Origin of the sequence: Halomonas sp. 1513 (assembly GCA_001971685.1) — a bacterium.
Taxonomy (GTDB): Bacteria; Pseudomonadota; Gammaproteobacteria; order Pseudomonadales; family Halomonadaceae; genus Franzmannia.
The window spans coordinates 730,991-747,943 of the sequence record CP019326.1; the positions used below are offsets into that span (position 1 = coordinate 730,991).

Consider the following 16,953-nt stretch of genomic DNA (forward strand, 5'->3'; position numbering starts at 1 on the left):
AGCCGTCCAACTATTGGGGGTCAGTTCAGTCCCTGGGCGCTACCTTGCGCCATCCATGGCGCAAACCCCCTCTTCGGCCTGCCCCCGGCGTCCCTCGCTATGGCTGTGGATCCGATTTGGCGGCAGGTTCCGGACATTTCCATCATTCAGTGCCCCGCGCTGCCAGGCAGCAGCCGCCATAGCTGCCAGAGCGCGAAGGCGATGATGCTCAGCGCGGCCAGCGCGCGGGTGGCGGGGTGGCGGATCAGCCGCGCCAGGCTGTGGGCGGCCATGCCGGTGGCCAGCACCGCGGGCAGGGTGCCGAGCCCGAAGGCAGCCATCAGCGCCGCGCCCTGCAGGGGGCTGGTCAGGGTCAGGCTCCAGGCCAGCATCGAGTAGACCAGCCCGCAGGGCAGCCAGCCCCACACTGCGCCCAGGGCCACCGCCTGGGGGATCTTGACCACCGGCATCAAGCGTCGGCCATAGGGCTCGATATGGCGCCACAGGCGCCGGCCAAGCCGCTCGACCACGAGCAGGCCTTTCCACCAGTTGGCGATGTACAGCGCCATCAGGATCAGCATGATCGCCGCCAGCCCCTGGAACACCAGGCGTACCCCGCCGGCCAGGCCGCCGATCAGGGTGCCGAGGCCGGCGACCAGCGCGCCGGCGACCATGTAGCTGGCGATGCGGCCCAGGTTGTAGCCCAGCAGCAGGCCACCGAGGCGCGCCGGGTGGCGCATGCTGGGCGGTACGGCGAAGGTCAGCGCGCTCATGATGCCGCCGCACATGCCGATGCAGTGGGCGCCGCCGAGCAGGCCGAACACGAAGGCGGCGGCCAGCGGGGGAAGGTCGAGGCCGGTGGGATCCATCAGTGCGGCGGGTCGTCCTGCTGTCGCGAGGCGTCTCGGGCGGCGGCCTGCTCGCGGCGCCGCTGGCGCTCCTCGGGGGTGAGGTCGTTCTCGTCCTCGTCGAACAGGATGCGGTGCGCGGGGCCCTCGAGATCCTCGAACTGATCGTTGCGCACCGCCCAGAAGAACGCCCAGACGGCCAGGGCCAGCAGGATCAGCGTCAGCGGAATCAGCAGATAGAGAATCGTCATGCGGGCTCCGGAGAGAGAGTGGGCGATGCGGGGCTAGCGGACTGCATGCGGGTCAGGCGTAGGGCGTTGCCCACTACCACCAGTGAACTCGCCGACATGCCCAGCGCTGCGACCCAGGGCGGCACGATGCCCAGCGCGGCAATCGGTAGCGCCGAGGCGTTGTAGCACACCGACCAGATCAGGTTCTGGCGGATGATCCGGCGCGTGGCGCGGGTCAGCTCGATGGCCTCGACGATACGCCCCAGGCGGGGGCTGAGCAACACGGCATCGGCGCTGGTGCGGGCCAGGTCGGTGGCGCCGTTCATGGCGATCGAGACGTCGGCACCGGCCAGCACCGGCACGTCGTTGATGCCGTCGCCGACCATGATGACCTGCTCGCCGTCGGCCTGGTAGGCCTCGATCCGCGCCAGCTTGTCCTCGGGGCTGGCAGCGGCCTGCCAGTCGTCGATGCCGAGTTGGGCGGCAAGCGCCGACACCGAGGCCGGAGTGTCCCCCGACAGCAGGCTGACCGCCAGGCCCTGGGCCTTGAGCCCCGCCACGGTGGCCGCCGCGTCTTCGCGCAGGTGGTCGCGCAGGCCGAACCAGGCCAGCGGCTCGCCGGCGGCGGCGAGCAGCAGCCACTGGCCGTCGCTGGGTGGCTCGAGGTCGTGCTCGGGGGCGGCGAAGGCCGGCTTGCCGAGGCGATAGCGCAGGCCGTCGATGTCGCCCTCGAGGCCCAGCCCCGGGCGGCTGACCACCTCGCTGGTGCGCAGGGTGGAGAGTCGATGGGGGCGGAACGCCCGGGCGATGGGATGCTCGGAGTGGGCCTCCAGGGCGGCGGCCAGCTGGCGCAGCCGCTCGGGATCGTGCCGCTCGCTCAGCGGCCGGGTATCGACCAGCTGCATCTCGCCGCGGGTCAGGGTGCCGGTCTTGTCGAAGATCACCCGGGTCGCCTGGGACAGCCCCTCGATGGCATGGGCGCGGGTCACCAGCACGCCGCGCCGGCGCAGCTGGCCGTGGCCGGCGGTGAGCGCGGTGGGGGTGGCCAGCGCCAGCGCGCAGGGGCAGGTCACCACCAGCACCGAGAGGGTCACCCACAGCACCCTTGAGGGATCGATGAACCACCACACCGCGGCCACGCCAACCACCACGATCAGCAGCCGCAGCACGAACAGGTGGGCCATGCGCGCCGCGGCCTCGGCGATCTTGGGGCGGCTGGTGAAGGCGCGGTCGGTGAGGTCGACGATACTGGCCACCCGCGCCTCGCGGCCGGCGTGGGTGACGCGCACGGTGAGCGGGCTCTCGACGTTCTGGCTGCCGCCGGTGACGCTATCGCCCACGCCGCGGGTCACCGGCAGGTACTCGCCGCTGAGCATCGACTCGTCGAGGCTCGACTCGCCGGCCTCGATCACGCCGTCGGCGGGCACGCTATGGCCGGGCTTGACCAAGACCCGGTCGCCGGCGCTCAGCTGGCTGGCGGGCAGGATGCGCTCCTCGCCGTCCGCGGTGAGGCGGATGGCCGACAGCGGCAGGGCGCCGGACATGGCGTTGCCGCTATGGCCGCTGCGACGCCGCGCGCGGGCCTCGACGTAGCGGCCGAACAGCAGGAAGCAGGTGAACATCGCCACCGAGTCGAAGTAGACCTCGCCGACGTTGAAGATCACCGCGTAGCCGCTGGCCAGGTAGGCGCCGCCGATGGCAATCGATACCGGCACGTCCATGCCCAGGGTACGGGTGCGCAGGTCGCGCAGCGCGTTGCGGAAGAACGGCTGGGCCGAGAACAGCACCACCGGCGTGGTCAGGGCGAACGACAGCCAGTGGAACAGGGCATAGAAGTCGGCGCTGATCTGGCCCGGGTCGGCGACGTAGATCGGCACCGAGAACATCATCACCTGCATCATGCCCACCGCGGCAACGATCAGCCGCCGCACGTTCATGCGCTCCTCGTGCTGGAGGCGCGCCTGGGCGGCATCGGGCTCGTAGGGCTGGGCGCTGTAGCCGATGGCGGCCATCTCGGCGAGGATCCGCGACAGCGACACCCGCGCCGGGTCCCAGCCGACCCGCACGCGGTGATGGCTGAGGTTGACGGCGCTGGAGGTGATCCCGTCGAGGGCGTTGAGGCGGTGCTCGATCAGCCAGGCGCAGGCGGCACAGGTGATGCCGTCCACCGCCAGGGTGGCCGCCACGCCGTCGCCGTCGGGATGCACGAACTGCTGCTGCAGGCCGGGATCGTCGAACACCGCCCAGGTCTCGGCCTTGACCGCCTGGCGGTCGTCGGGCCGCTCCGGCAGTTCGGTACGGAAGCGGTAGTAGCTGGCCAGGCCGCCGTCGACGATGGCGTGGGCCACCGCCTCGCAGCCGGGGCAGCACAGCGCATGGCGCTGCTGGTCCAGCTCGATGGACCAGGGCGCATCGGCTGGCACCTCGCTGCCGCAGTGGTAGCAGCTGCTGGGTGCCGCCACGGCGAGAGTCTCGCTCATGGTGGGCTTAACCAGGGCCGCCCGGGGCCAGTGAGATGGCGCCGTCGTCCGGGAAGGTCGCTTCGCCGCTCAGGCGCCACTCTGGCGTCTCGTGATCCGGCTGCAGCTGCAGGTACCAGCGGTAGTTGAGGCGCTCCTCGGCTTGGCCGATGTAGCGGCCGTCGCGCACATGCTCGAGGATAAAGGTCTGGTCGCGGTCGTCGCGGGTCGGGAACAGCAGATGCAGGACCAGGCGCTCGGGACGGTCGTCTCCGTCCAGGTCGAGGGTGATATCACCGGTCTGGTCGTCGATGCGCAGGTCGCCGGCCAGCTCGAGCTCGGCGGCACGCTGCTGCTTGGCCAGCACCATGTTGATCGCTCGGCCGTACTCGTAGTAGTCCTCCTGGACCATGCCGTCGGCGGAGCGGATCGCCATCACCGCCAGGGTCGAGCTGGCGGTGATCGACGTGAATAGCAGGCCGAGCAACAGCCACGGCCAAAACTGCTTGTACCAGGGGGTGACGGGGGCGGTGCTCAAGACTATCTCCTGATCTGTCCAATAAAGCGCGATTCGCGCGTCTGGCTGATGCTGGCGTCGCTCTCCGACACCAGGCGAATTTCGATGGGCTTGCTCGGCATGTCGATCTGCGCGGGATCGAGGGTCAGTTCGATCGCCGCCAGTCGCGAGCTGTTGGCGCCGATGCGCAGGGTGTCGTTACCCATCAGCGTCAGTCCCTCCGGGCCGTCGACGTGAATACGATAGGTATGCTCGCGGTCGTCGAGGTTGCGCACGTTGAGGGTGTAGACGTTGCTGATGCGCCCGTCGCGGGTCTGCTGATAGAGGCTGTTGCGGTCGCGCTCGAGGTCGAACTCCAGCGGCACGCGCTCGCCCAGCGCCCAGGCGAACAGGCCCATCATGACCACCAGCGCGGCCAGGTAGCCGGCCAGACGCGGGCGCAGGATATGCGTCTTGCCCCCCTCGAGGGCGCGTTCCGTAGTGTAGCGCACCAGCCCGCGCGGATAGCCCATGCGGTCCATTACGCTGTCGCAGGCGTCGATGCAAGCGGCACAGCTGATGCACTCGTACTGCAGGCCGTCGCGGATATCGATGCCGGTGGGACAGACCTGTACGCACAGCTCGCAGTCGATGCAGTCGCCGAGGCCCTGGGCCTTGGGGTCGGCGTCGCGCTTGCGCGAACCGCGCGGTTCGCCGCGGGCGGCATCGTAGGAGACGATCAGGGTATCGCGGTCGAACATCACCGACTGAAAACGCGCGTAGGGACACATGTAGATGCATACCTGCTCGCGCAGCCAGCCGGCGTTGAGGTAGGTGAAGACCACGAAGAAGCCGACCCAGAAGTAGGACCAGCCGTGGGCCTCGAGGGTAGGCAGTGCCACCACCAGCTCGCGGATCGGCGTGAAGTAGCCGACGAAGGTCACGCCGGTGGCCAGGGCGATCAGCAGCCATGCGCCGTGCTTGGCCACCTTGCGCCACGCCTTGTCGAGGCTCAGCGATTGGCGATCGAGCTTGATGCGGCGGTTGCGGGTGCCCTCCACGCGGTGCTCGACCCAGATGTAGAGAAAGGTCCAGACGCTCTGCGGGCAGGTGTAGCCGCACCACACCCGTCCGGCGAACACCGTGATCAGGAACAGCCCGAAGGCGCAGATGATCAGCAGCCACGACAGCAGCATGAACTCCTGGGGATAGAAGGTACCGCCGAGGATATGAAATTCCCGCGACGGCAGGTCGAACCATACCGCCGGCCGGCCGCCCCAGGTGATCCAGGGGGTGGCGAAGAACAGCAGCATCAGTCCCCAGTTGGCACTGCGCCGCAGGCGCTGGAACAGCCCTTTGATCTCACGCACGTAGATATGCCGCCGGCTGGCGTACATGTTCTGCTGCACGCTGGCAGGCGGATGCTGGCCGACTGCCGGATCGGGCGTTACGTCTCGGCTGGGAATCCGCTCGGACATGGCGATGTCACCGCGCGCACGGGGGCGCTGAAACAGAGAAGAGGAGAGAAGGATTGTACCGTTGCGATGGGGGCGATGATGGCGGTGCGACCGCGGGCCGCACCCGCCTGCCGCAGCGGCCAGCGTGTTCGCGTACAGGCGCCCGGCGGCGCCTGCCACGGATCACTCCTCGTCGTCGTCCAGGTTGAGGCTGTAGACATAGGCCGCTACCAGGTGCACGCGGTCCTCGCCGATGTAGGCGGCCTGAGCCGGCATATGGCCGTTGCGACCGTTGCGCAGCGTCTGGCGCACCGAGTCGGCGACGCTCTGCCCCGGGGCCTGATAGAGCCAGATGTCGTTGGTCAGGTTGGGCGCGCCGAGCGCTTGATTGCCCAGGCCCTCTGCGCCGTGACAAGCGGCACAGGAGGCGGCGTAGATCGGCTGCCCCTGGCTGGCGCGCTCTTCGTCGTGGTCGAGCTCCGAGAGTGCCAGCACGTACTGGGTGACGTTCTCGATGTTGTTGGCGCCGAGCTGCTGCCAGGAGGGCATCAGGCCGTTGCGGCCGCGCACCAGGCTGGTGACGATATCGTCCGGCTCGCCGCCGTAGAGCCAGTCGCCGTCGGTCAGGTTGGGGAAGCCGTAGCCGCCCTGGGCGTTGGCGCCGTGACACACCGCGCAGTTGTTCTGGTAGATCCGCTCGGCGACGCGCATGGCATCGGCATCGCGGGCCAGTTCGGGGATCTCGATCTCGTTGTACTGGGCGAAAATCGGCGAATAGCGCTCCTCGGCGCGGGCCACTTCGTCTTCCCACTGGCCGACCTGGGTCCATCCGAGGATGCCGCGGAAGTTGCCAAGGCCGGGGTAGAGCGCCAGGTAGCCCAGCGAGAAGATGATGGTGCCGATGAACAGCATGAACCACCAGCGCGGCAGCGGGTTGTCATACTCCTCGATGCCGTCGGCGGCGTGGCCGGTGGTTTCGACGTTGCCCTCGGCGTCGGGGATCTTGTCGGTGCGCCGGTTGGCGAACAGGATCCAGGCGCTGAAGGCGATGGTGCCCAGCGTGATGACAATGATCCAGGCGCTCCAGAAGCCGGAGAGAGAGTCATCCCAAAGATTGCTCATGTGTTCTTGTCTCCCTGGTCGGTGCGGGATTCGGCGTCGCGAGTGTCAGGCTCGCGGTCCGGAGCGTTGGCGTCTTGCGCCGGCTCATCGTCATCGGCGAACGGCAGGTTGGCGGCCTCCTCGAAGTCCGGCTTGCGGCGCTTCGAGTAGGCCCACCAGGTGATGCCGAGAAAGGAAACCAGCACCAGAAAGGTGATGATGCCGCGAAAGGTTCCAGTATCCATGATCAACGGGTGCCCTCGAGCACGGTGCCAAGCTGCTGCAGGTAGGCGACCAGTGCGGTGATCTCCTGCTGGCCACGCACCTCGGCGGTGGCGTTCTCGATATCCTCGTCGGTGTAGGGCACCCCCATGCTGCGAAGCACCTCCATCTTGCGCGGCGTGTGGCGGCCGTCGAGGGTGCGTTCGAACAGCCACGGGTAGGCCGGCATGATCGACTCGGGCACCACGTCGCGCGGGTTGTACATGTGCGCACGGTGCCAGTCGTCGCTGTAGCGGCCGCCGACGCGGGCCAGGTCCGGGCCGGTGCGCTTGGAGCCCCACAGGAAGTTGTGCTCATAGACGAATTCTCCGGCCACGCTGTAGTGGCCGTAGCGCTCGGTCTCGGCGCGGAACGGGCGGATCATCTGCGAGTGGCAGCCGACGCAGCCTTCGCGGATGTAGATATCACGCCCCTCGAGCTCCAGCGCCGAGAGTGGCTCGAGGCCCTCGACCGGCTCGGTGGTCTCCTCCTGGAAGAACAGCGGCACGACCTCGGCCAGGCCGCCGAAGCTGATCACCACGAGGATCAGCACGGAGAGCAGGCCGACATTCTTTTCGACAATCTCGTGTTTCATGCGAACGACTTCCCCGGGTTGCTCAGGCGGTCTGCGGCAGCGGCTGCTGGGCAGCGGTGCTACGCTTGATGGTCATGTAGGTGTTCAGCGCCATCAGCAGCATGCCGACGATCCAGAACAGGCCGCCGATCCAGCGCACGATGTAGCCGGGGCCGCTGGCCTCCATCGATTCGATGAAGGTGTACATCAGCGTGCCGTCCGGGTTCACCGCACGCCACATCAGGCCCTGCAGGATGCCGTTGACCCACATCGCGGCGATGTACAGCACGGTGCCGATGGTCGACAGCCAGAAGTGCACGGCGATCAGCTTGACCGAGTACATCTCGGTCTGGCCGTAGAGACGCGGCAGCAGGTGGTAGATCGAGCCGATGGTGATCATCGCCACCCAGCCGAGTGCCCCGGAGTGGACGTGGCCGATGGTCCAGTCGGTGTAGTGCGACAGCGCGTTGACGGTCTTGATCGCCATCATCGGCCCTTCGAAGGTCGACATGCCGTAGAACGACAGGGCCACCACCAGGAAGCGCAGGGTCGGGTCGGTGCGCAGTTTGTGCCAGGCGCCGGAGAGGGTCATCATACCGTTGATCATGCCGCCCCAGGAGGGTGCCAGCAGGATGATCGACATGATCATGCCCAGCGACTGGGCCCAGTCGGGCAGGGCGGTGTAGTGCAGGTGGTGGGGGCCGGCCCACATGTAGATGATGATCAGCGCCCAGAAGTGCACGATCGACAGCCGGTAGGAGTAGACCGGACGCTCGGCCTGCTTGGGCACGAAGTAGTACATCATGCCCAGGAAGCCGGCAGTGAGGAAGAACCCGACCGCGTTGTGGCCGTACCACCACTGCACCATGGCATCGATGGCCCCGGCGTAGATCGAGTACGACTTCATCATGCTCACCGGAATGGCCGCATTGTTGACGATATGCAGCACCGCGACGGTGAGGATGAAGGCGGCAAAGAACCAGTTGGCGACGTAGATATGCGGCGTCTTGCGAATCTTGATCGTGCCCAGGAAGACGACGGCGTAGGTCACCCAGACGATGGCCAGCAGGATGTTGATCGGCCACTCCAGCTCGGCGTACTCCTTGGAGGTGGTGAAGCCCATGGGCAGGGTGATCACCGCGGCGACGATCACCGCCTGCCAGCCCCAGAATGTGAAGGCGGCGAGCTTGTCGGAGATCAGGCGCGTTTGACAGGTGCGCTGAACCACGTAGTAGGACGTGGCGAACAGCGCCGAGCCGCCGAAGGCGAAGATGACGGCGTTGGTGTGCAGCGGGCGCAGGCGGCCGAAGCTCGTCCACGGCAGCCCAAGGTTCAGTTGCGGCCAGACCAGCTGAGCAGCCAGGAGGACACCGATGGCCATGCCAACGATGCCCCAGACTACCGTCATGATCGCGAACTGCCGAACTACTTTGTAGTTGTAGGTCGGGTGTTCAAATGCTGTGCTCATGTCAGGTTCCCATCGAACGCGAGTGGGGGAGACGTCCCGCGGGCTAGTGTGCCCGGACGCGAGTGCCCCCATGATGATGCAGATCAAGATTCAGGGCGCCGATTCTAGCGCAGCCGTCGCCCAAGCTGAACATCCAATCCACGCATAAGCGTAGACGCTTTCAGGAGATAAACGTGATCCACAGGCAGGGACGAAACGAGGTTGGCGTAGTGCCCCAGCAGGTGGCGGAGTGGCTCGTCGAGGGGCGTCAGGGCACCCTCGAGGTGGTGGGCCACGGCCGTCTGGCGATCACCGGCGAAGCGCATCTGGGGCGACTGCTACTGGCCCACGGGGCAGGCGCCGGGCAGGATTCCACGTTCATGCAACGCTTGCGAGAGGCGCTCGCTGCATGCGGTGTTCAGGCGCTCGGCGTGGAGTTCGATTACATGCGTCGCATGCGGCTGGAAGGGCGCCGGCGGCCGCCGCCGCGGATCGATAAACTGGTCGATGAACTGGCCGCCTGGTGCGACATCGTGTCACATAATTCGCTGCCCGCGCCGTGGCTGGGTGGCAAGTCGATGGGCGGGCGTGCAGCCAGCCTACTCGCGGCGCGTGACGAGGCCCCCGGGCTAGTCCTGTGCGGTTACCCGTTTCATCCCCCGGGCAAGCCCGACACCACCCGGCTCGCCCACTGGCCGCTGCTGGGCTGCCCGGTCCTGGTGCTGCAGGGCACCCGCGACCCCTTCGGTACTCGCGAGGAGGTGGACGGCTATCGACTGCCGCGGCAAACGCAGCTGCACTTCCTCGAGGATGGCGAGCACGACTGGAAGCCGCGCAAGAGTTCCGGCCGCACCCAGGACTCGCTGATCGCCGAGGCGGCCCAGGTGGTCGCCGCGGCAATGCGGGCAAGTCGATGAAAGTCAACCAAAACCCCGGCAGCATGACGGAGGCTTGGATGAGCCTCTGGTGATGCAAAAAGCGTTGACATCGTAACGCCGCTCTGTAGAATGCGTCGCCACGTACCGAGGGGTGGTTAGCTCAGTTGGGAGAGCACCAGCCTTACAAGCTGGGGGTCACTGGTTCGAACCCAGTACCACCCACCATCGCCTGGCGATGGGGCCTGAGACAGCAGGCTCGGAGACGTAGGAAACACAGCGGACCGGTAGTTCAGTTGGTTAGAATGCCGGCCTGTCACGCCGGAGGTCGCGGGTTCGAGTCCCGTCCGGTCCGCCAGTTTTCCACTCGGCAGTTCGCTGCCAAGCAGCACCAGGCAAGATGCGCGCTCTGGCCGACAGGCCTTATCGCCAATGCGGACCGGTAGTTCAGTTGGTTAGAATGCCGGCCTGTCACGCCGGAGGTCGCGGGTTCGAGTCCCGTCCGGTCCGCCATGTCTGTGCCTGTCTTAATTTGTCGTACGCGTGGGTGATTAGCTCAGTTGGTTAGAGCACCAGCCTCACATGCTGGGGGTCACTGGTTCGAATCCGGTATCACCCACCATCGCGGACCGGTAGTTCAGTTGGTTAGAATGCCGGCCTGTCACGCCGGAGGTCGCGGGTTCGAGTCCCGTCCGGTCCGCCATATCGACAATCCCGAATTCTGCAGACCCCGAGCCCCGGCTCGGGGTTTTTGCTGTCAGCCCTCCTCGAACCACTCGACCAGCTGCGGAAACACCTCCTGCATTGCGCTGGGGTGCGTCAGCATGTCGAGATGGCCGTAGTCGCGCTTGAGCCCCTGGTCGCGCCCCAGCGTCAGGTGGCGCTGGCGGTGCGGGCCGCACTCCGCGGCGAAGCGTGCCACGTCGTCCGGGTGGCCCAGGGCGCGATCCGCCGCTCCGGCGATATGCAGTGCCGGCGGCAGGCCGCCGTCGGCCAGCGCCGCGGCGTAGTCGAAGCCGTCGCGACGGTCGACCCATGGCCTGGGGCGCACCCAGTCGGCGCCCTGGCGATGGCTGCCGGCATATTCGTCGTCGCTGCCCCAGCGCAGCGCTCGCGCCGGCAGGTAGCCGCACACTCCACGAGCCAGCGGCGCGAGTCCCTTCCAGATCAGGTCGACGTAGAGCAGCCGCTGCGGGGTCCAGCTTCTCACGCTACGCTTGGTGCCGAAGTAGGCCTGGCGACCGATGCGCTCGCGCAGCGCCGGAAAGCGTGCCAGGCTCGAGGCGAGCAGCACCCCACCCCAGGAGTGAGCGACCAGATGCAGCCGCGCGGCGCCGGACAGCGCCAGGCAGGCCTCGATGGCGGCGGGGATCTCGTCGACGATGACGTCGGTCTGGTCCAGCGCGATGCCGCGTGCCGGCCGCGGCGGTGCCTCGCCGCGGCCGCGCTGGTCGGCGACGAATACCTCATAGCCGTGGCGCGCCAGCCACGGTGCCAGGCCCTTGCCCGAGCGGCTATGGAAGATGCGTCCCGACTCAATGGCGCCGTGCCAGCACAGCACGCAGCCGCGCGGCCTGCCCTCCGGGCGGAAGCGGGTGAGGTGCACGGCGCCCTGTGCGAGGGGCACGGCGTGGCGCTCGACGGGGCTGACGGCAAGGTCGGACATGTGGGCTCCTTGGCGATGATGAAATGCCGCTACGGCCTTGGTCGGGATTGAGTCCCTGGCCGGTTCGTCTACACTCTACCGCAGAACTGTCATACAGTTGTTTGAATTTTGCCGCAAACGAGGCAGCCGCCGTGACCGACTATCCGCATCTGTTCCGTCCCCTGACCCTGGGCAGCGTGACGCTGCCCAACCGCGTGCTGATGGGCTCCATGCACACCAACCTCGAGGAGGCGCCGGACGGCTACTCGCGCCTCGCCGCTTTCTACGCCGAGCGCGCTCGCGCCGGGGTTGGGCTGATCGTTACCGGTGGCATCGCGCCCAACCCCGAGGGCGCGGTGTTCCAGGGCGCCGCCCAGTTGACCTGCAGCGCAGAGGCCGAGCGTCATCGGCCGGTGGTCGAGGCGGTGCACGCCGAGGGCGGGCGACTCTGTCTGCAGATCCTCCACGCCGGGCGCTACGCCTACTCCCCCGAGCTGGTGGCGCCGTCGGCGCTGCAGGCGCCGATCAACCCCTTCATGCCGCGAGCGCTCTCCAGTGACGAGGTCGAGCAGCAGATCGACGACTATGTGCGCTGCGCCAGCCTGGCCCGCGACGCCGGCTATGACGGCGTCGAGGTGATGGGCTCGGAAGGCTACCTGATCAACCAGTTCCTGTGCCTGCGCACCAACCAGCGCGAGGACGCCTGGGGCGGGGCATTCGAGAACCGCATGCGCTTGCCGGTGGAGATCGTGCGGCGCATCCGCGCCGCCGTGGGCGACGACTTCCTGATCATCTTCCGGCTGTCGATGATCGATCTGGTCGAGGAGGGCAGCAGCTGGGACGAGATCGTCACCCTGGGGCGGGCCATCGAGGCCGCCGGCGCCAGCCTGATCAACACCGGCATCGGCTGGCACGAGGCGCGGGTGCCGACCATCGTCACCAGCGTGCCGCGGGCGGCCTTCAGCGAGGTCACGCGGCGCATGAAGGCCGAGCTGTCGATCCCGCTGATCGCTACCAACCGCATCAACATGCCCGAGGTGGCGGAGCAGGTACTGGCCGACGGCCATGCCGACATGGTCTCCATGGCGCGCCCGTTCCTCGCCGACCCCGAGTGGGTGGCCAAGGCCGCCGAGGGGCGCAGCGCCGAGATCAACACCTGCATCGCCTGCAACCAGGCCTGCCTCGATCACACCTTCCAGGGCAAGCTGACCTCCTGCCTGGTCAACCCGCGCGCCTGCCACGAGACCGAGCTTGCCATCGAGCCCGCCGCCGAGCCGCGCGATGTCGCGGTGGTCGGCGGCGGGCCGGCGGGGCTTGCCACGGCGGTGACCGCGGCCGGCCGCGGCCACCGGGTGACGCTGTTCGAGCGTGCCGGCGAGCTCGGCGGCCAGTTCAACTACGCGCGCAAGATTCCCGGCAAGGAGGAGTTCGACGAGACCCTGCGCTACTACAAGGTGATGCTCGACAAGCACCGCGTGCGGGTACGCCTCAACTGCGAGGCCGATGTGCATGCGCTGCGCGACTTCGATGCCGTGGTGCTGGCCAGCGGCGTGCGGCCGCGGCGCCTCGAGCTGCCCGGCAGCGACCATCCCAAGGTGATGAGCTATGCCACGGCGATCACCCACCCCGAGCGGGTCGGACGGCGGGTGGCGATCATCGGCGCCGGCGGCATCGGCTTCGACGTCGCCGAGCTGCTGAGCCATGTCGGCCACCCGGCGCTGGATACCCACGCCTGGTGCGACGAGTGGGGCGTCGATCTGGAAGTGACCGAGCGCGGCGGGCTCAAGCCGCGCCAGCGCCCCGAGGTGCCGCGCCAGGTGTTCCTGCTGCAGCGCAAGGCGTCCAAGCCGGGCAAGGGCCTGGGCAAGACCACCGGTTGGGTGCACCGCGCCGCGCTCAAGCAGCGCGGCGTGGAGACCCTAGCCGGCTGCGAGTACCTGGGCATCGACGATGACGGCCTGCATATTCGCCGCGACGGCGAGCCGCGCCTGCTCGAGGTCGACAGCGTGGTGGTGTGCGCCGGCCAGGAGTCGGTGCGTGAACTGCTGGCGCCGCTGCAGGCGGCGGGGATCGCGGTGGAGATCATCGGCGGCGCCGATGAGGCTGCCGAGCTGGATGCCAAGCGCGCCATCGACCAGGGCACGCGGCTGGCCGCGCGGCTCTAAGCAGTGGCGTAGCAGGTCATCGAGCCGGCCAGCAGCAGGGCGATCAGGTCGGCCTGGCGATGGGTGTCGGTCTTCTGGAACAGGTTGCGCAAATGGAATGCCACGGTGGTGGTGGCAATCGCCAGCCGCTCGGCGATCTCGTCGGTGCGCCAACCCTCGGCCAGGGCCACGGCGATGCGTGCCTCACCGGGCGTCAGGCCGAACAGGCTGGCCAGCATTTGCTGGGAGAGCTGACCGCGATGTTCGGGGTCGGCCAGCATCACCACCACCGAGGGGGCCGTGACCATCGCCGTGTCGGGGTGGGGGAGCGAGCAGGCCAGCAGCAACAGATCCCGCCGTTCGCCGGGGCGCGGCAGGCGTAGGCAGCTGGTAGTGTCTTGGCCGGCCTGACTGGCGGCGAGCGAGGCGTCGAGGATCTTCTTCAGGGCCCGTGAATCGCGCTTGCCGAGCGCTATCAAGGAGTCGTCCAGGCGTAGGCCGTTCTGTTCGCATGCCAGTTGCTGGGCCTGACGGTTGGCGAACAGGTGCTTGCCGTCATGGTCGAGCAGCACCATGCCCGGTGCCACCAGGTCCAGCGCTCGGGTGGCGGCACCGAACGCCTGCTGGGATATCTCATGGCGCAGTTGGGCCATGGCGTGACGCAGCTCGTCGAGCTCCTCATGGGCCTTGTGGCGCATGCGCCGCACCTGGCGGAGGCGGGCATTGACGGTGACCAGCAGCAGGTCGAAATCGACCGGCTTGACCAGATAGTCGTCGGCGCCGAGGCGCTTGCCGTCGACGATATCGCCGGGCTCCGAGAGGGCGGTGAGAAACACGAAAGGGGTGTCGGCGAGGTCGGGGCGACGCTGCCGAATATCCTCGAGTATCCGGTAGCCGTTGCGTCCCGGCATGTTGATATCGCACAGGATCAGGTCGGGAACGGCGCTTTCGAGCTGCTGCATGGCCTGGTCGCCGTCGGCGGCCTCGATCACGCCGTAACCGGCTTCCCTGAGCTCTTCGCAGATGTCGCGCCGCAGCTCGTGGTGATCCTCGGCGCAGAGGATCAGCGGGCGGTGTGGGTCCTGGGTCGATGTCATCGGGTCTCTCCCGTTGCAAGCGTGGCGTCGCTGGCATGCGGTAGGCGCAGGCGGAAGGTGGTGCCCGTGCCGGGGCGTGAATCAACGTCGATGTCTCCGCGCTGAATGCGTGCCAGATGGCGGGCGATATTCAGCCCCAGGCCGATGCCGGGCTGGTCGGTGGCATTGGAGGAGCGGAAGAAGCGTTCAAACAGCCGCGCTTGGTCCGCTGCGTCGATGCCGCGGCCGTGATCACGAACGGCACAGTAGACGCCCAGCTCGTCATGCCCCAGGCAGACCTCGATGGGGGTGTCATCGGGTGAGTATTTGAGGGCATTCGAGAGCAGGTTGGAAAGAATCTGCTCGACCAGTATGGGATCGCAATGCGCCAGCAGCGGGGCATCCTCCTGGTGCCTCAGTCGGATGCGTGATGAGCCGCTGGCGTCGGCTTGCAGATGGCAGCATCGCGCCGCCAGCGGCTGCAGGTCACAGCAGGTCGAGGCGGCCTCGATCTGGCCGCCATCCAGGCGAGCGGCGGTCAGCGAGCTGCCCACCAGGCGCGTCATGTGGGCGACCGAGTCGCGCAGGCGCCGATAGCGCTGTTGGCGCTGGGTGTCATCGAGTCGCTCGCCGAGCCGCTGCAGACGCTGCAGGCCGGAGTCGATCACCGCCAGCGGGGTGCGGAACTGGTGCGAGACCATGGCCGCAAAGCTGCGATAGAAGTCGCTGACGCCGCGCTCGCGCTGCAGTGCGCGTTCGAGTGCCTCCGAGGCCTGCTTGTAAGGCGTGATATCGGCCAGCCGTATGACATGGCCGCCATCGCGGCTGCTGGTCATGGTCAGCTGCAGCCAGCCCAGCTCGGCGATATGCAGATCGCAGCGCAGCGTGCCTTCGCGACGCTCCTTCGCGACGCCCTTCAGTTCGCCATTATCGTCGCAGTCGCCGAGTACCGTCAGGGCGTGCGCTAGGGAGCATCCCAGCGGCAGTCGTCGACTGGCGTCGGGCAGCATCTGCGTCAGCTTGGGATTGACCAGCGACAGTCGGCCGTCGGCATCGAAGGCGGCAAAGGCATCCGGTGCCGTATCGATGGCAGCCACCACCCGATGTCGCGCTGCTTCGAGATCGCGGGTGCGACGCTCCACTTCGACTTCCAACTGGTCACGATGCTCGGCTAGCGCTTGCTGTGCGGCGCGGCGCTGGCGCAGCGCGGCAATGAGCAAGGCGGCCAGGGCCAGCCCGCAGAGCATCAGGCCCACCACCGACGCGATCACCTGCAGGGTGCTGTTGCGGTGCCGGTCAAGGCGCTCGCCGGTGGCCTCCCACTCTTCGACCATGACGGCATTGGCAATGCGGTTGAGGTCCTGCATCAGCGGCTTGAGCTCGGCGTGGATGCTATCGGCCACCCTCGGTGCGTTGGGCGCGATGGCATCGAGCTGCGGTTCGATGGCCGCCAGGCGTGCAAAAGCCTCATCGACCTGCTCGGCGAACCCCAGCGCCTCCAGGTAGCGACGTTGGGGGCCTTCGTCGAGCAACACCAGGCGGCTGGTCAGCACGTCATAGCGCAGCGCCGGGCGAGCGGCCGGGTCACCGAGCGTGAGGCGGTGAACCTCTTCGTCGAGCCGATGGCTGGCCACCTGGGCCTGGGAAATCACCCATAGCATGTTCTCACTGACGTTGCTGCGCATGTCCTGCTCGACCTGGATCAGGCGCACCAGTGAGAACGTCAGCAATCCGGCGAAGGCGACCATCGCCAGGGCCGGCAGGGCATAGGCCGGGCGGCGACGCCAGACCATCAGCGGATCTCGAGTCGTTCGAGTTGCCACACCCAGCGATAGTCGTAGCGAATATCTTGCAGCTCGCTGTGATCGTCACGCGGATAGACGATCCACAGCGGCCCCTTGTCCTGAGCGGTGAGGGTTTCGCCGTCCATGGTGTCGGCCAGCAGGACATCGAACTGGTGAAAATCCTGCATGGGGATGTCGATGATGTAGTCGTTCAGCGCCGTGGCGACGGCCTTGTCGCCCTCGGCGCCGACGGCATCGAGCAGGTCGCGCATCAAGACCCCTTCGAAATGACTGACCCCGTCGGTGACCACGGTCGCCGTATCCAGCGTGTGGCGGGGCAGGTCGGCGAACAGGCTGCGGTCGATGTGGGCCTCTTCGCCGACATTGGGATGGGCGATATCGCCGCTGATGTACAAGACGGGGGTCGCCTCGGGGGCGGGAAGCGCGGCAGCGGGCAGTGCGATGCCTGCCAGGAGTCCAGCGGCAAGCCGGCGAAGGGCGATGGCGATTGGTGTGGAGTCGTTGCGCTCCAGCATGATGGGCTCCTTTGTCATGGGGGTATGGTCACCATAGCCAA

The 16,953-nt window shown here is 67.6% G+C and carries 15 protein-coding genes and 5 tRNA genes; 7 read left to right on the plus strand and 13 right to left on the minus strand.

Annotated features, from left to right (window positions below):
• Nucleotides 1–146: 146 nt before the first annotated feature.
• The 9 genes from BWR19_03340 to BWR19_03380 form a co-directional block, all read right to left on the minus strand.
• Nucleotides 147–848, minus strand: coding sequence for a copper resistance protein (locus tag BWR19_03340; GenBank protein ID APX92055.1), 702 nt, complete (start codon nucleotides 846–848; stop codon nucleotides 147–149).
• Complete coding sequence (locus tag BWR19_03345; protein ID APX92056.1) at nucleotides 848–1,078, minus strand: cytochrome oxidase maturation protein, cbb3-type; 231 nt, start codon at nucleotides 1,076–1,078, stop codon at nucleotides 848–850. Before BWR19_03345 ends, BWR19_03340 begins: the two co-directional genes overlap by 1 nt.
• On the minus strand, nucleotides 1,075–3,537 hold the full coding sequence (locus tag BWR19_03350) for an ATPase P (GenBank protein APX92057.1): 2,463 nt from the start codon (nucleotides 3,535–3,537) through the stop codon (nucleotides 1,075–1,077). Before BWR19_03350 ends, BWR19_03345 begins: the two co-directional genes overlap by 4 nt.
• A gap of 7 nt (nucleotides 3,538–3,544) precedes the next feature.
• On the minus strand, nucleotides 3,545–4,054 hold the full coding sequence (locus BWR19_03355) for a hypothetical protein (protein ID APX92058.1): 510 nt from the start codon (nucleotides 4,052–4,054) through the stop codon (nucleotides 3,545–3,547).
• 2 nt (nucleotides 4,055–4,056) lie between these two features.
• A complete protein-coding gene (locus tag BWR19_03360) occupies nucleotides 4,057–5,409 on the minus strand; it encodes a cytochrome c oxidase accessory protein CcoG (protein ID APX92059.1) in 1,353 nt (450 codons plus the stop codon).
• A 243-nt stretch (nucleotides 5,410–5,652) separates the two neighbouring features.
• Entirely contained in the window at nucleotides 5,653–6,591 is a 939-nt protein-coding gene (locus BWR19_03365) for a cytochrome-c oxidase, cbb3-type subunit III (protein ID APX92060.1), read from the minus strand.
• Nucleotides 6,588–6,815, minus strand: a complete 228-nt coding sequence (locus tag BWR19_03370) for a cytochrome-c oxidase (protein ID APX92061.1) — start codon at nucleotides 6,813–6,815, stop codon at nucleotides 6,588–6,590. The genes BWR19_03365 and BWR19_03370 overlap by 4 nt, the downstream gene beginning before the upstream one ends.
• 2 nt (nucleotides 6,816–6,817) lie before the next feature.
• Nucleotides 6,818–7,426 carry a cytochrome-c oxidase, cbb3-type subunit II gene (locus BWR19_03375; protein APX92062.1) on the minus strand — a complete coding sequence of 203 codons (609 nt, stop codon included), beginning with the start codon at nucleotides 7,424–7,426 and terminating at the stop codon, nucleotides 6,818–6,820.
• A 22-nt stretch (nucleotides 7,427–7,448) separates the two neighbouring features.
• Nucleotides 7,449–8,873, minus strand: a complete 1,425-nt coding sequence (locus tag BWR19_03380; protein APX92063.1) for a cytochrome-c oxidase, cbb3-type subunit I — start codon at nucleotides 8,871–8,873, stop codon at nucleotides 7,449–7,451.
• A 221-nt stretch (nucleotides 8,874–9,094) separates the two neighbouring features.
• Here BWR19_03380 and BWR19_03385 point away from each other — a divergent pair, with 221 nt between their 5' ends.
• The 6 genes from BWR19_03385 to BWR19_03410 all read left to right on the plus strand — a co-directional run bounded on the left by BWR19_03385 (nucleotide 9,095) and on the right by BWR19_03410 (nucleotide 10,430).
• On the plus strand, nucleotides 9,095–9,769 hold the full coding sequence (locus BWR19_03385; protein ID APX94881.1) for a dienelactone hydrolase: 675 nt from the start codon (nucleotides 9,095–9,097) through the stop codon (nucleotides 9,767–9,769).
• 110 nt (nucleotides 9,770–9,879) lie between these two features.
• Nucleotides 9,880–9,955: transfer RNA gene (locus tag BWR19_03390), tRNA-Val, on the plus strand.
• A 53-nt stretch (nucleotides 9,956–10,008) separates the two neighbouring features.
• Nucleotides 10,009–10,085, plus strand: a tRNA-Asp gene (locus BWR19_03395).
• 78 nt (nucleotides 10,086–10,163) lie between these two features.
• Nucleotides 10,164–10,240, plus strand: a tRNA-Asp gene (locus BWR19_03400).
• Between the two features lie 32 nt (nucleotides 10,241–10,272).
• A tRNA-Val gene (locus BWR19_03405) sits at nucleotides 10,273–10,349 on the plus strand.
• Nucleotides 10,350–10,353: 4 nt separating this feature from the next.
• A tRNA-Asp gene (locus BWR19_03410) sits at nucleotides 10,354–10,430 on the plus strand.
• A 54-nt stretch (nucleotides 10,431–10,484) separates the two neighbouring features.
• On the opposite strand, the gene BWR19_03415 is transcribed toward BWR19_03410, so the two are convergent.
• Nucleotides 10,485–11,393 (minus strand): hypothetical protein, encoded by a 909-nt coding sequence (locus BWR19_03415; protein ID APX92064.1) that lies wholly within the window; start codon nucleotides 11,391–11,393, stop codon nucleotides 10,485–10,487.
• Between the two features lie 131 nt (nucleotides 11,394–11,524).
• Between BWR19_03415 and fadH the strand changes: the two genes are divergently transcribed.
• Entirely contained in the window at nucleotides 11,525–13,537 is a 2,013-nt protein-coding gene (gene fadH / locus BWR19_03420) for an NADPH-dependent 2,4-dienoyl-CoA reductase (GenBank protein ID APX92065.1), read from the plus strand.
• Here fadH and BWR19_03425 read toward each other — a convergent pair.
• The 3 genes from BWR19_03425 to BWR19_03435 are packed head-to-tail and all read right to left on the minus strand — an operon-like array spanning nucleotide 13,534 to nucleotide 16,879.
• The gene (locus BWR19_03425; GenBank protein ID APX92066.1) at nucleotides 13,534–14,613 is read right to left on the minus strand and encodes a two-component system response regulator; all 1,080 of its coding nucleotides are present in this window, start codon (nucleotides 14,611–14,613) and stop codon (nucleotides 13,534–13,536) included. The genes fadH and BWR19_03425 overlap by 4 nt on opposite strands.
• A complete protein-coding gene (locus BWR19_03430; protein APX94882.1) occupies nucleotides 14,610–16,340 on the minus strand; it encodes a two-component sensor histidine kinase in 1,731 nt (576 codons plus the stop codon). Before BWR19_03430 ends, BWR19_03425 begins: the two co-directional genes overlap by 4 nt.
• Nucleotides 16,341–16,384: 44 nt before the next feature.
• Nucleotides 16,385–16,879: a hypothetical protein gene (locus BWR19_03435; GenBank protein ID APX94883.1), complete on the minus strand. Its 495-nt coding sequence runs from the start codon at nucleotides 16,877–16,879 to the stop codon at nucleotides 16,385–16,387.
• Nucleotides 16,880–16,953: the final 74 nt, after the last annotated feature.